14 protein-coding genes are annotated in these 13,781 nt (G+C 72.1%); 7 read left to right on the top strand and 7 right to left on the bottom strand.

From position 1 onward, the window contains the following. The first annotated feature begins 24 nt into the window (after window positions 1–24). From galT to ESG85_RS07285, 4 genes are all read left to right on the top strand, one after another. Window positions 25–1,065, top strand: a complete 1,041-nt coding sequence (gene galT, locus ESG85_RS07300; protein WP_128977212.1) for a galactose-1-phosphate uridylyltransferase — start codon at window positions 25–27, stop codon at window positions 1,063–1,065. Next, a complete protein-coding gene (gene galE, locus ESG85_RS07295; RefSeq protein WP_128977211.1) occupies window positions 1,062–2,024 on the top strand; it encodes a UDP-glucose 4-epimerase GalE in 963 nt (320 codons plus the stop codon). The genes galT and galE overlap by 4 nt, the downstream gene beginning before the upstream one ends. A 3-nt stretch (window positions 2,025–2,027) precedes the next feature. After that, entirely contained in the window at window positions 2,028–3,185 is a 1,158-nt protein-coding gene (gene galK / locus ESG85_RS07290; protein ID WP_128977210.1) for a galactokinase, read from the top strand. 222 nt (window positions 3,186–3,407) lie between these two features. Then, window positions 3,408–4,151 (top strand): LuxR C-terminal-related transcriptional regulator, encoded by a 744-nt coding sequence (locus ESG85_RS07285; RefSeq protein WP_181018987.1) that lies wholly within the window; start codon window positions 3,408–3,410, stop codon window positions 4,149–4,151. Here ESG85_RS07285 and ESG85_RS07280 read toward each other — a convergent pair. Further along, window positions 4,110–4,607 (bottom strand): MarR family winged helix-turn-helix transcriptional regulator, encoded by a 498-nt coding sequence (locus ESG85_RS07280; RefSeq protein ID WP_128977208.1) that lies wholly within the window; start codon window positions 4,605–4,607, stop codon window positions 4,110–4,112. The two genes, ESG85_RS07285 and ESG85_RS07280, sit on opposite strands and share 42 nt — an antisense overlap. A 162-nt stretch (window positions 4,608–4,769) precedes the next feature. Between ESG85_RS07280 and ESG85_RS07275 the strand changes: the two genes are divergently transcribed. Both ESG85_RS07275 and ESG85_RS07270 read left to right on the top strand, forming a co-directional pair. Beyond that, on the top strand, window positions 4,770–5,603 hold the full coding sequence (locus ESG85_RS07275) for a trans-aconitate 2-methyltransferase (protein ID WP_128977207.1): 834 nt from the start codon (window positions 4,770–4,772) through the stop codon (window positions 5,601–5,603). Next, entirely contained in the window at window positions 5,603–5,956 is a 354-nt protein-coding gene (locus tag ESG85_RS07270; RefSeq protein ID WP_128977206.1) for a VOC family protein, read from the top strand. The genes ESG85_RS07275 and ESG85_RS07270 overlap by 1 nt, the downstream gene beginning before the upstream one ends. Before the next feature lie 134 nt (window positions 5,957–6,090). Here the strand turns inward: ESG85_RS07270 and ESG85_RS07265 are convergent, their stop codons facing one another. Continuing rightward, window positions 6,091–6,771: a TetR/AcrR family transcriptional regulator gene (locus ESG85_RS07265; protein ID WP_181018984.1), complete on the bottom strand. Its 681-nt coding sequence runs from the start codon at window positions 6,769–6,771 to the stop codon at window positions 6,091–6,093. Further along, window positions 6,768–7,760: an acyl-CoA desaturase gene (locus ESG85_RS07260; protein ID WP_128977205.1), complete on the bottom strand. Its 993-nt coding sequence runs from the start codon at window positions 7,758–7,760 to the stop codon at window positions 6,768–6,770. The genes ESG85_RS07265 and ESG85_RS07260 overlap by 4 nt, the downstream gene beginning before the upstream one ends. Window positions 7,761–7,987: 227 nt before the next feature. Between ESG85_RS07260 and ppc the strand changes: the two genes are divergently transcribed. After that, a complete protein-coding gene (ppc, locus tag ESG85_RS07255) occupies window positions 7,988–10,717 on the top strand; it encodes a phosphoenolpyruvate carboxylase (protein ID WP_128977204.1) in 2,730 nt (909 codons plus the stop codon). Window positions 10,718–10,814: 97 nt separating this feature from the next. On the opposite strand, the gene ESG85_RS07250 is transcribed toward ppc, so the two are convergent. The 4 genes from ESG85_RS07250 to ESG85_RS07235 all read right to left on the bottom strand — a co-directional run bounded on the left by ESG85_RS07250 (window position 10,815) and on the right by ESG85_RS07235 (window position 13,468). Beyond that, a complete protein-coding gene (locus tag ESG85_RS07250; RefSeq protein WP_128977203.1) occupies window positions 10,815–11,567 on the bottom strand; it encodes an LPXTG cell wall anchor domain-containing protein in 753 nt (250 codons plus the stop codon). Between the two features lie 130 nt (window positions 11,568–11,697). Next, window positions 11,698–12,141, bottom strand: a complete 444-nt coding sequence (locus tag ESG85_RS07245) for a hypothetical protein (protein WP_128977202.1) — start codon at window positions 12,139–12,141, stop codon at window positions 11,698–11,700. A 33-nt stretch (window positions 12,142–12,174) separates the two neighbouring features. Next, window positions 12,175–12,771, bottom strand: a complete 597-nt coding sequence (gene pth / locus ESG85_RS07240) for an aminoacyl-tRNA hydrolase (protein ID WP_128977201.1) — start codon at window positions 12,769–12,771, stop codon at window positions 12,175–12,177. 100 nt (window positions 12,772–12,871) lie between these two features. Next, window positions 12,872–13,468, bottom strand: coding sequence for a 50S ribosomal protein L25/general stress protein Ctc (locus ESG85_RS07235; RefSeq protein WP_128977200.1), 597 nt, complete (start codon window positions 13,466–13,468; stop codon window positions 12,872–12,874). Window positions 13,469–13,781 lie beyond the last annotated feature (313 nt).

Raw genomic sequence — 13,781 nt, 5'->3', positions numbered from 1 at the left:
CCCCGTTCCCCGAGAAGGCCCCTCGTGAAGAAGACCGTCACCCGCCTCGCCGACGGGCGTGAGCTCCTCTACTTCGACGCGCACGACGGCACCGTCCGCGACGCCGTCGACCGGCGGACGCTCGACCCCGTGGCGTCCGCCTCCGAGATCCGGCACGACCCGCTGCTCGACGAGAGCGTCGCCATCGCCTCGCACCGGCAGGGCCGCATCCACCACCCGCCGGCCGACAGCTGTCCGCTGTGCCCCTCCACGGAGGCCTGGCAGAGCGAGATCCCGGCCCCGGACTACGAGGTCGCCGTCTTCGAGAACCGCTTCCCGTCGCTCTCCGGCGACAACGGGCGCTGCGAGGTCGTCTGCTTCACCTCCGACCACGAGGCGTCCTTCGCCGACCTGACCGAGGAGCGGGCCGCCCTCGTCCTCGCCGCCTGGACCGACCGCACCGCCGAACTCTCCGCCCGCGGCGGCGTCGAGCAGGTCTACTGCTTCGAGAACCGCGGCACCGAGATCGGCGTCACACTCGCCCACCCGCACGGCCAGATCTACGCCTTCCCCACCGTCACCCCGCGCACCGCGGCCATGCTGCGCAACGCCCTCGTCCACCGCGCCCGCACCGGCCGCAACCTCTTCGACGACGTGCTGGCGCGCGAGCGGGCCGCGGAGCGGGTGGTCCTGGCCGGCGAGCACTGGACCGCCTTCGTGCCGTACGCCGCCCGCTGGCCGTACGAGGTGCACCTCTACCCGCACCGGCGGGTCGCCGACCTCACCGGCCTCGACGCGGCGGCCCGCGCCGAGTTCCCCCGGATCTACCTGGAACTCCTGCGGCGCTTCGACCGGATCTTCGGCCCCGGCCGGCCGCCGACGCCGTACATCGCCGCCTGGCACCAGGCGCCGGTCACCGGCCCCGGCCGCGACGAGTTCGCGCTGCACCTGGAGCTTTTCACCGTCCGCCGCGCCTCTGGCAAGCTGAAGTACCTCGCGGGCACCGAATCCGGCATGGGCGCGTTCATGAACGACGTGTCGCCGGAGTCCGCGGCCGACAGACTCCGAGAGGTGGCAAGCAGTTGAGTAAGTACCTGGTGACGGGCGGAGCCGGCTATGTGGGCAGCACGGTCGCCGCCCACCTGCTGGAGGCGGGGCACGAGGTCACCGTCCTCGACGACCTCTCCACCGGATTCCGCGAGGGCGTGCCCGCCGGCGCAGCGTTCGTCGAGGGCCGCATCCAGGACGCCGCGCGCTGGCTCGACGCCTCGTACGACGGCGTGCTGCACTTCGCCGCCTTCTCGCAGGTCGGCGAGTCCGTCGCCAGGCCCGAGAAGTACTGGGACAACAACGTGCGCGGCACCATGGCGCTGATCGCCGCCATGCGCGAGGCCGGCGTGCGCAAGCTCGTCTTCTCGTCCACGGCCGCCACGTACGGCGAGCCGGAGACCGTGCCGATCACCGAGTCCGCGCCGACCGCGCCGACCAACCCGTACGGCGCGACCAAGCTCGCCGTCGACCACATGATCACCGGCGAGTGCGCCGCGCACGGTCTCGCCGCCGTCTCGCTGCGCTACTTCAACGTCGCCGGCGCCTACAAGGAGTGCGGCGAGCGGCACGACCCCGAGTCGCACCTCATCCCGCTGGTCCTCCAGGTGGCGCTCGGCAGGCGCGAGGCCATCAACGTCTACGGCGACGACTACCCGACGCCCGACGGCACCTGCGTCCGCGACTACATCCACGTCGCCGACCTCGCCGAGGCCCATCTGCTGGCCCTCGACGCGATGACGCCCGGCGAGCACCTGATCTGCAACCTCGGCAACGGCAACGGCTTCTCCGTGCGCGAGGTCGTCGAGACCGTCCGCAAGGTCACCGGCCACCCGGTGCCCGAGGTCATGGCGGAGCGCCGCGCCGGTGACCCGGCCGTGCTCGTCGCCTCCGCCGAGGCCGCGCGCGAGCGGCTCGGCTGGACCCCGTCCCGCCCGGATCTGGCGGCCATCGTCGAGGACGCGTGGGCGTTCGCGCGGAAGAAGGAGCAGGCGTAACGGATGAGCGGTGTCGCGGCGGAGTTCGGCGAGCTGTACGGGACCGCCCCCGACGGGGTCTGGGCGGCGCCCGGACGGGTCAACCTGATCGGTGAGTACACCGACTTCAACGAGGGCTTCGTCCTGCCGTCGGCTCTGCCGCACACGGCCGTGGCCGCGGTGTCCCGCCGGGACGACGGCGTGCTGCGGCTGCACTCCGCGGACGTCCCCGGCGGGGTCGTCCGGCTCGACGTCGCGGGGCTCGCACCGGGGCGGCCGGACACCGCGGCGGGTGGCTGGGCGGCGTACCCGGCGGGTGTCGTGTGGGCGCTGCGGGAGGCCGGGCACGAGGTCGGCGGCGCCGACGTGCACCTGGCCTCGACCGTGCCCACGGGCGCCGGGCTCTCCTCGTCGGCCGCCCTCGAGGTCGTCACCGCGCTCGCGCTGAGCGAGTTGTACGGGCTCGGGCTCTCCGGGCCCGAGCTCGCCCGGACCGCGCAGCGCGCCGAGAACGCGTTCGTCGGCGTGCCGTGCGGAATCATGGACCAGATGGCCTCGGCGTGCGCCGCCGAGGGACACGCGCTGTTCCTGGACACGCGCGACCTGTCGTACCGGCAGGTGCCGTTCGACCTCGCGGCCGTGGGGCTGCGGCTGCTCGTCGTCGACACCCGGGTCAAGCACGCCCTCGGGGACGGCGCGTACGCGGAGCGGCGCGCCGGGTGCGAAGCGGGTGCGCGGGCGCTCGGCGTGCGCGCGCTGCGTGACGTGGACGTCGAGCATCTGCCCGCCGCGCTCGCGCGTTTGACCGACGAAACGGTTCGTCGCTACGTCCGGCACGTCGTCTCCGACAACGACCGCGTGGCGCGGACGATCGCCCTCCTGGACGCCGGCGACCCGCGCGCGGTGGGACCGCTCCTCGTCGAGGGGCACGCCTCGCTGCGGGACGACCTGCGGGTGTCCTGCCCCGAGTTGGACCTCGCGGTCGAGACGGCCGTGGCGGCGGGCGCGCTGGGGGCGCGGATGACAGGGGGCGGGTTCGGGGGTTCCGCCGTGGTGCTGGTGGAGGACGGGCTCGCCGAGGACGTGGCCGATGCCCTCGGAAAGGCCTTCCGGGACGCGGGGTTCGGGGCGCCCGGGGTCTTCGGCGCAGTGCCGTCCGCCGGTGCGCGGCGCGTGGGGTGACGCGGGAGCCGTTCCGGGGGACTTCCGTGATTTTGCCGCCTGACCCCGGGCGCGCCCCTACTCTTGTGCGCAGCGCCGGTGGGGGCCGGTGCTGATCAGGGGTATCGAGACCCGCCGGGTACGGCGTCCGGGGCGGGGGTATCTGTCCGGGCACGGCGGCGGCCGTGTGTCGACGGGACCCGCCCCCGGCGCCGTATCCGTGCCGGGACGTTCCTCGACCGACTGGGGGTGTCCGTGGCGCGTATCCGGGTTCTTGTGGTGGACGACCACCGTGTCTTCGCCGAGTCGCTCGCTGCCGCTCTCGCGGCCGAGCCCGACGTCGACGTCGCCGCGGCGGGCAGCGGGCCCGCCGCTCTGCGCTGTCTGGACCGCGCCGCGGCGGACGGGCGGCGGTTCGACGTCATGCTCGTCGACGCCGATCTGGCGGGTGCCGACGGGGTGGAGCTGGTGGGGCAGGTGCGGGAGGGGCGGCCGGGGCTGCGCAGCGTCGTGCTGGCGGAGCGGGACGACGCCCACCGGGCGGCGCTCGCGCTGCAGGCGGGCGCGTGGGGCTGGGTGGCCAAGGACTGTTCGCTGCAGCGGCTGCTCGCGGTGGTGCGGGGTGTGCTGCGCGACGAGACGCATCTGCCTCCGGCGTTGCTGACCGGGGTGCTGCGGGAGCTGACGGAGGTGCGGCGGCACCGTACGGAGAGCGAGCGGCTGGTGGAGTCGCTGACGCCACGGGAGCGCGAGGTGCTGCGCTGCATGGTGGCGGGGCTCGGGCGGAAGGCGGTCGCGGAGCGGCTGTTCCTGTCGCCGCACACCGTGCGGACGCACATGCAGAACGTGCTGGGGAAGCTGGGCGTGCACTCGACGCTCGCGGCGGTGGCGCTGGCCCGGCGGGCGGGTGTCGCGCCGGCGGAGGACCTGGTGCCGGTGCGGGAGTCAGCCGGGGATGTTGTCGAACGGGGCGGTCAGCTGGCGTAGCAGATCGGCCAGTTCGCCGCGCTCGGTGCGGGAGAGGCGGCCCAGGATGGCGCGCTCCTGGGCGAGCAGTCCGGCCAGTGCCTGGTCGGCGCGGTCGCGGCCCTCGGGGCTGAGCCGGACGAGGACGCCGCGCCGGTCGCTGGGGTCGGGGAGGCGCTCGACGAGGCCCTTCTTGGCGAGCCGGTCGATGCGGTTGGTCATGGTGCCCGAGGTGACCAGGGTCTGGGTGAGGAGCTGGCCGGGAGAGAGCTGGTAGGGCGCGCCGGCGCGGCGCAGGGAGGTCAGGACGTCGAACTCCCAGGGCTCGAGCTGGTGCTCGGCGAAGGCGAGTCGACGGGCGCGGTCGAGGTGGCGGGCCAGGCGTGAGACGCGGCTGAGCACCTCGAGCGGTTCCACGTCGAGGTCCGGGCGCTCGCGGCGCCATGCAGCGACCAGTCGGTCGACCTCGTCCTCCATGGCGATCAGTGTAGAGGGTCTGTTGACATAAAGTCTCTTGAGTTCGTCAATCTCGATATCAAGTTTCTTGATATCGAGATATACTCTTCTGGACTATGGGGAAGGGACCGGCCGGAACTCCGTTCCGTTTCGGCACCTCATGCCAGCAAGGGGGCTTCGAACATGCATTCCGTGGACTCCGCCGCACCGACGTGGGACCCACAGCAGTACCTGCGCCACTCGGGTCACCGGACCCGGCCGTTTCTCGACCTGCTCGCCCGAATACCGCACCTGCCCGACCGGCGCCGTCCCGCCCGCATCGCCGACATCGGCTGCGGCCCGGGCAACGTCACCGCCCTGATCGCCGACCGCTGGCCCGACGCCCACATCACCGGCTTCGACCTCTCCCCGGAGATGCTGGAGCGGGCCGACAAGGACTGGGCGGGCACCACGGCGGGCGGCGGCTGGCTCGACTTCCGGCCGGCCGACGCGGCGCACTGGACGCCGGACGAGCCGTACGACGTGATCGTCTCCAACGCGGCGCTGCAGTGGGTGCCGAACCACCCGGAGTCCTTCGCCGTCTGGATCGACGGGCTGCGACCCGGCGGCACGCTCGCCTTCCAGGTCCCCGGCAACTTCACGTCGCCGAGCCACGCCCTGCTCGGCGAGCTCTGCGAGACGCCGGAGTGGCGCGACCGCGTGGGGGACCAGGGGCGGCGCTACGTGCACATCCTGGAGCCGGCCGACTACCTGCAGCGGCTGACCGACCTCGGCTGCGAGACGGACGTCTGGGAGACCACGTACATCCAGCTGCTCCAGGGCGAGGACCCCGTCCTCGACTGGGTGAAGGGCACCGCGCTGCGGCCCGTGCTGACCGCGCTCCGCGACGACGCCGAGGCCACCGAGGCCTTCCTCGCCCAGTACCGCGACCTGCTGCGCGCCGCCTATCCACCGGGCCCGCACGGGACCGCGTTCCCGTTCCGCCGGATCTTCGCCGTCGCGAGGAAGGGAGCCTGATGTTAGTCGCCGTCGATCATGTCCGGCCGGCCGGGAGCGAACCGAGGCTGCGGGCGTTCCACGAGGGCGTGCCCGGGATGACCGAGATCCCGAAGCCCCCGGTGCTCGCCGCACGCGGCGGCTGCCGGTTCGCGGCCGGTCGGGTGCGGCTGCACCTGGGCGTGGAAGCCGGCTTCCGCCCCGCCCGGAAGGCGCATCCGGGCCTCAGAGTGAGCGGAATCCACGACTACGCGGCCCGCCTGGAGAAACGTGGAGCCCCGGTCGTCCGGGACGACAACCTCCCGGGCCACCGCCGCTTCTCCACCCAGGACCCGGTGGGCAACCGCCTGGAATTCCCGGAACCCCTGGAGTAGAGCGCCGGCCCCGTCGGCGTGCGGCCACCCGAACCCGGCCGCACGCCACCGGCGACCCGGCGACCCCCGTGAACGGGCCGGGGCCCGGCCGGCGGCGGCCGGGCCCCGGGTGGGCCGTGTCGGGGGCGGGCGGGTCAGTTCTTGCGGTGGCCTATCAGGCGGGGCTTCTGCTCCAGGCCGTCCAGGCCGTGCCAGGCCAGGTTGACCAGGTGGGCGGCCACCTCCGCCTTCTTCGGCTTGCGGACGTCCAGCCACCACTGGCCCGTCAGGGCGACACTGCCCACCAGGGCCTGGGCGTACAGGGGGGCCAGCTTCGGGTCGAAGCCCCGGGCCTTGAACTCCAGGCCCAGGATGTCCTCCACCTGCGTGGCGATGTCGCTGATCAGGGAGGCGAACGTGCCGGTCGACTGGGCCACCGGCGAGTCGCGGACCAGGATCCGGAAGCCGTCCGTGTACCGCTCGATGTAGTCGAGCAGCGCGAACGCCGCCTGCTCCAGGAGCTCCCGCGGATGGCCCGCGGTCAGCGCGCCCGTCACCATGTCCAGGAGCTGACGCATCTCCCGGTCCACCACGACCGCGTACAGCCCCTCCTTGCCGCCGAAGTGCTCGTACACCACCGGCTTGGACACCCCGGCCTTCGCCGCGATCTCCTCCACGGACGTGCCCTCGAAGCCCTTCTCCGCGAACAGCGTGCGACCGATGTCGAGGAGCTGCTCACGGCGCTCCGCACCCGTCATCCTCACCCGGCGTCCACGCCGGGGCTTCTGCTCGCTCGTGCTGCTGGTACTGCCGTCGATCGCCACGTCTTCCATCATGCCGCGTCGGCGCCCGCGTCCCGGCGCCGGGCGTCGATCCGCGACCTGGCCGGCCAGCGCACGTCGTACGCCCAGCCCAGCTGCTCGAACCAGCGGATCAGCCGCGCGCTGGAGTCCACCTGGCCGCGCAGCACACCGTGCCGGGCCGAGGTCGGGTCCGCGTGGTGCAGGTTGTGCCAGGACTCGCCGCAGGACAGCACCGCCAGCCACCACACGTTGCCCGAGCGGTCACGCGACTTGAACGGGCGCTTGCCGACCGCGTGACAGATCGAGTTGATCGACCACGTCACGTGGTGCAGCAGCGCCACCCGCACCAGGGAGCCCCAGAAGAACGCCGTGAACGCGCCCCACCACGACATCGTCACCAGGCCGCCCACCAGCGGCGGGATCGCCAGCGACATGACCGTCCACAGGACGAACTGGCGGGAGATCGCGCGGATCGCCGGGTCCTTGATCAGATCGGGCGCGTACTTGTGCTGCGGCGTCTGCTCCTCGTCGAACATCCATCCGATGTGCGCCCACCACAGCCCCTTCATCAGCGCCGGGACCGTCTCGCCGAACCGCCACGGCGAGTGCGGGTCGCCGTCGGCGTCCGAGAACTTGTGGTGCTTGCGGTGGTCCGCCACCCACCGCACCAGCGGCCCCTCCACCGCCAGCGAACCCATGATCGCGAGCCCGATGCGCAGCGGACGCTTCGCCTTGAACGAACCGTGCGTGAAGTAGCGGTGGAAACCGATCGTGATGCCGTGGCAGCCGATGAAGTACATCGCCGTCAGCAGACCGAGATCCAGCCAGCTCACCCCCCACCCCCACGCCAGCGGCACCGCCGCGACCAGGGCCAGGAAGGGCACCGTGATGAACAGCAGCAGGGTGATCTGCTCGATCGAACGCTTGTTGTCCCCGCCGAGCGTGGCGGAGGGCAGGGCCTGAACGGTGTCGGCCGCCTCGGGCGTCGAGGACTCCGAGGTCAGCTCGGGGCTTGTGGTCATGGGGGTCCCCCGGGGGGTGAGGGTAGGGAAAGGACGCCCTTGGCTACGGTTCCGTAACCTACGGCGACGTAAGTATGGCAGCGCCGCGGCGCGCGGCAAGAGAGCCAAAGCCGGGGCATGCTCCGTGCCGCGAGCACGGACACCTATCCTGGGTGCGTCGGACAGCGCGGTCCGCAAGCCTCCAGTACCCCTCCAGACGTGCTCAAACACTGCAAGGAGCCGCACCTGTGAGCAGTGCCGACCAGACCTCCACCGCCAGCGCCGAGCTGCGCTCCGACATCCGCCGACTGGGCGACCTCCTCGGCGAGACGCTCGTCCGCCAGGAAGGACCGGAGCTCCTGGAGCTCGTCGAGAAGGTCCGCCGCCTCACCCGCGAGGACGGCGAGGCCGCAGCAGAGCTGCTGCGCGGCGTCGAGCTCGAGACCGCCGGCCGCCTCGTGCGCGCGTTCTCGACCTACTTCCACCTCGCCAACGTCACCGAGCAGGTCCACCGCGGCCGCGAGCTCCGCGAGCGCCGCGCCGCCGAGGGCGGCCTCCTCGCCCGCACCGCCGACATGCTCAAGGACGGCGACCACGCCCACGTACGCGAGACGATCAAGAACCTCAACGTACGGCCCGTCTTCACCGCCCACCCCACCGAGGCAGCCCGGCGCTCCGTCCTCAACAAGCTGCGCCGCATCGGCACCCTCCTGGAGACCCCGGTCATCGAGGCCGACCGGCGCCGCCACGACCTGCGACTCGCCGAGAACATCGACCTCATCTGGCAGACCGACGAGCTCCGCGTCGTCCGGCCCGAGCCCGCCGACGAGGCCCGCAACGCCATCTACTACCTCGACGAGCTCCACGCCAACGCCGTCGGCGACGTCCTCGAGGACCTCGCCGCCGAGCTGGAGCGGGTCGGCTTCGACCTCCCCGCCGGCACCCGCCCGCTCACCTTCGGCACCTGGATCGGCGGCGACCGCGACGGCAACCCCAACGTCACCCCGCAGGTCACCTGGGACGTGCTGATCCTCCAGCACGAGCACGGCATCACCGACGCCCTCGAACTCGTCGACCACCTCCGCGGACTCCTCTCCAACTCGATCCGCTACGCCGGCGCCACCGACGAGCTCCTCGCCTCCCTCCAGGCCGACCTCGAGGCCCTGCCCGAGATCAGCCCCCGCTACAAGCGGCTCAACGCCGAGGAGCCCTACCGGCTCAAGGTCACCTGCGTCCGCCAGAAGCTCCTCAACACCCGCGAGCGCCTCGCCAAGGGCACCCCGCACCAGGACGGCCGCGACTACCTCGGCACCGCCGAGCTGCTGCGCGACCTCACCCTGATCCAGACCTCGCTGCGCGAGCACCGCGGCGGCCTCTTCGCCGACGGCCGGATGGACCGCACCATCCGCACCCTCGCCGCCTTCGGCCTCCAGCTCGCCACCATGGACGTCCGCGAGCACGCCGACGCCCACCACCACGCCCTCGGCCAGCTCTTCGACCGGCTCGGCGAGGAGTCCTGGCGCTACGCCGACATGCCGCGCGACTACCGGCAGAAGCTCCTCGCCAAGGAACTCCGCTCCCGCCGCCCGCTCGCCCCCACCCCCGCGCCGCTCGACGCCGCCGGCGAGAAGACCCTCGGCGTCTTCCAGACCGTCAAGAAGGCCCTGGAGGTCTTCGGCCCCGAGGTCGTCGAGTCGTACATCATCTCGATGTGCCAGGGCGCCGACGACGTCTTCGCCGCCACCGTCCTCGCCCGCGAGGCCGGCCTCCTCGACCTGCACGCCGGCTGGGCGAAGATCGGCATCGTGCCGCTCCTGGAGACCACCGACGAGCTGCGCGCCGCCGACGTCATCCTCAACGACATGCTCGCCGACCCCTCCTACCGGCGCCTCGTCTCCCTGCGCGGCGACGTCCAGGAGGTCATGCTCGGCTACTCCGACTCCTCCAAGTTCGGCGGCATCACCACCTCCCAGTGGGAGATCCACCGCGCCCAGCGCCGCCTCCGCGACGTCGCCCACCGCTACGGCGTCCGCCTCCGCCTCTTCCACGGCCGCGGCGGCACCGTCGGCCGCGGCGGCGGCCCCTCCCACGACGCGATCCTCGCCCAGCCCTGGGGCACCCTCGAAGGCGAGATCAAGGTCACCGAGCAGGGCGAGGTCATCTCCGACAAGTACCTCATCCCGTCCCTCGCCCGGGAGAACCTCGAACTGACCGTCGCCGCCACCCTGCAGGCCTCCGCCCTGCACACCGCGCCCCGCCAGTCCGACGACGCCCTGGCCCGCTGGGACGCCGCCATGGACACCGTCTCCGAGGCCGCCCACTCCGCGTACCGGCGGCTCGTCGAGGACCCCGACCTGCCCGCGTACTTCTTCGCCTCGACGCCCGTCGACCAGCTCGCCGACCTCCACCTCGGCTCGCGCCCGTCCCGCCGGCCCGACTCCGGCGCCGGACTCGACGGACTGCGCGCCATCCCGTGGGTGTTCGGCTGGACCCAGTCCCGGCAGATCGTCCCCGGCTGGTTCGGCGTCGGCTCGGGCCTCAAGGCCCTGCGCGAGGCCGGACTCGACGCCGTCCTCGGCGAGATGTACGAGCGCTGGCACTTCTTCCGCAACTTCCTCTCCAACGTCGAGATGACGCTGGCCAAGACGGACCTGCGGATCGCCCGCCACTACGTCGACACCCTCGTCCCCGACGAGCTCAAGCACGTCTTCGCGACCATCGAGGCCGAACACGCCCTGACCGTCGCCGAGGTCCTGAAGGTCACCGGCGGCGAGGAACTCCTCGACTCCCACCCGGACCTCCAGCGCACCTTCGCCATCCGCGACGCCTACCTGGACCCGATCTCCTACCTCCAGGTCGCCCTGCTCGACCGCCAGCGCACCGCCGCCGAACGCGGCGAGGAACCCGACCCGCTGCTCTCCCGCGCGCTGCTGCTCACCGTGAACGGCGTGGCGGCCGGCCTGCGCAACACCGGCTGACCGCCCGACGCGTACGCACGACGGTGCCCCCGCCGGAGCCAGGCTCCGACGGGGGCACCGTCGCGTGCGGGCGCCGTCACGGCGCCTCGGCGTCAGCTCAGTGCTGCTGCGCCTTCTTGCGGCGGGTCACCAGGAAGGCACCGGCACCCGCGAGGGCGACGGCGACGGCCGCGATGATGCCGACCGGGGCGCTGGAGCCGGTCTCGGCGAGGTCACCCTCGGAGCCCGCGGAGGTGGAGGCCCCCGGCGTGGGCTGACCCGAGGCGCTCTCCGTGGAGGACGGGGTCGGGGACACCGACGAGCTCGGGGACTCCGAGGCCGACGGCGACGTGGACGTCGACGGGGAGGTCGACGTGCTCGGGGACGTCGAGGTCGACGGCGAGGTCGAGGTGCTCGGCGTGCCCGTGGGGGTGGGGGTGGTGGACGCGGGGCAGGTGTGGGACAGGTTGAACCAGCCCTGCTTCACCTTCGCGGACACCTCGGCCTCGGCGGAGACCAGCTTCGCGCCGGGCGCGGAACCCACGTAGGCGTGCTTGTCCGACGGCGGACCGAAGTCCGTGATGACCTGCGTGCCGCCCGGCTCGAAGGTCACGGTCAGCTTGGTGAACACCGCGCTGTCGCCCTTGCCGCTCCCCGGGAGGACGAAGTGCCAGCCGTCCTGGCCGGTCGGGATGTCACCGCAGACCTTCTTCTTGCCGCCGGTCCAGCCGTCGGCGGTCACCGGAAGGTCCTCCACCTGGTGAAGGGGGAGCGTGATCGGGTCGTCGGTGGCCGAGGCGGCCGGCGCCAGAACGAGAGAGCCCGCCACGGCAGCGACGAGCGCGCCGGCGGAGATGAGAGAACGTCGCATTGTCGTCCAACTTGTCGGATGAGGGATGCCGTGGGGGGCGGCGAGGGCAGCCTATCCGTCGCCTTAAGTCACCCTTAACCCAAGGGACGATAACGATTCGGCGGGAACCAGCCACACTGTCCGAAAAGCGTCAGAGTGCGAAGAACGCGCCCAGCAACAGCGCCGCACCCGCGCCCGCCACCGACCATCCCGTACGCGCCATCCGCAGACCGCCACCGACCAGCGGCGCCGCCAACAGCAGCGCACCGCCCAGCGGAAGCCACGCGTGCAGACCCCCGCCCCAGCCCGAACGCACCGCCTCGCCCGTACCCGGCTTCACCACCACCGGCAGCGTCTGGCCCTTCTGCGCCGCCACCGAATGCGCGATCGTCAACGTGTGGTGTGCCGAACCCGGAACATCCGGCACATAACGCCCGCTGCACGTCTCCTCGTTGCAGCCGGTCACCGTCAACGTGCCGTGCTCACGCCCCTTCGACAACAGCACGTGCTGCGCCGTGTCCCAGGAGGACCAGGCACCCGCCACGAGCAGGAGCAGGACGACGAGGGCCATGGCCGCGTTCCGGACGTGCGTCATGACCCGCGATCGTACAGTCGTACCGCGGCGTGTCTACGCGTTGTACGCCGACTGCGCCCGCTCCAGACCCTCCGTCACCAGGCACTCCACCGCATCCGCCGCCCGGTCCACGAAATAGTCGAGCTCCTTGCGCTCGGTCGACGAGAAGTCCCTCAGGACGAAGTCCGCCACCTGCATCCGGCCCGGCGGCCGGCCGATGCCGAACCGCAGCCGGTGGTAGTCCGCACCCATCGACTTCGTCATCGACTTCAGACCGTTGTGACCGTTGTCGCCACCGCCGATCTTCAGCCGCAGCACCCCGTAGTCGATGTCCAGCTCGTCATGGATCGCCACCACATGCGCCGTCGGCACCTTGTAGAAGTCCCGCAGCGCCGTCACCGGACCACCCGACAGGTTCATGTACGACAGCGGCTTCGCCAGCACCACCCGGCGGTTCGCGGGACCGGGCGGGCCCATCCGGCCCTCCACCACCTGCGCCTGCGCCTTCTGCGCACGCTTGAACCTGCCGCCGATCCGCTCCGCCAGCAGGTCCACCACCATGAAGCCCACGTTGTGCCGGTTGCCCGCGTACTCGGGTCCCGGATTGCCGAGGCCGACGATCAGCCAGGGCGCGTTCGCGTCGTCCGTCATCTGCGTCTCGTCTCCTCGTACCCCACGCGCATGGACAGAAAGAAACGGGGTGACCGGCCCGTGGGCCCGTCACCCCGTCACGTCAGGCAGAGCCTACGGCTCAGGCCTCGGCGCCCTCGGCCTCGCCCTCGGCGGCCTCCGCGGCCGGCTCCTCGGCCTGCGCGGCCAGGACCTGCAGGACGACGGCGTCGCCCTCGGTCACCAGGGTGATGCCCTTCGGCAGGGTGATGTCCTGCGCCAGAACGGACGCACCGGCCTCGAGACCCTCGACGGAGACCGTCACGGACTCGGGCAGGTGGGTGGCCTCGGCCTCGACCGAGAGGGTGTTCAGAACGTGCTCGAGCAGGTTGCCACCGGCGGCCAGCTCGCCCTCGGCGACGACCGGAACCTCGACGGTGACCTTCTCGCCGCGCTTCACGAGAAGCAGGTCGACGTGCTCGAGGAAGCCCTTCAGCGGGTCACGCTGGGCCGCCTTCGGGATGGCGAGCTCGGTGCCCTTGCCCTCGATGTCCAGGGACAGCAGGACGTTCGGCGTACGCAGCGCCATGACGGTCTCGTGGCCCGGGAGGGTCAGGTGGATCGGGTCCGAGCCGTGGCCGTACAGCACGGCGGGAACCTGGGCGCTGCGGCGGATCTTGCGGGCGGCGCCCTTGCCGAACTCGGTACGGACGGACGCGGCGAGCTTCACCTCGGACATGTGCACTCCTCGTAGATTGCGGTGACGAACGTGACTGTCACCCGGCCACGACTGGCGTGGGCCTGCTACGAAGAGCGCGTCGATAACGGACCGCCGGCACCACGTGCGACACGCACGGGCACGGCCTCCCTCGCCGAGCAACCACGACAGTCTAGCCGCAGGCCACCGGACCGCCCAAATGGATCACCCGAACCCGCGCACGCCCCCTGCGCGCCCGACGCATGCCCCATCCCCACGCACGCCCAGGCACACCGACGCACGCCCAGGCACACCCCGCCCCGTACCCCACGGACACATGAGTAAGGGCCGCCTC

The sequence above is a fragment of the Streptomyces roseicoloratus genome (genome assembly GCF_004117935.1).
GTDB lineage: Bacteria > Actinomycetota > Actinomycetes > Streptomycetales > Streptomycetaceae > Streptomyces > Streptomyces roseicoloratus.
This window is presented reverse-complemented; position numbering and strand designations above follow the sequence as displayed.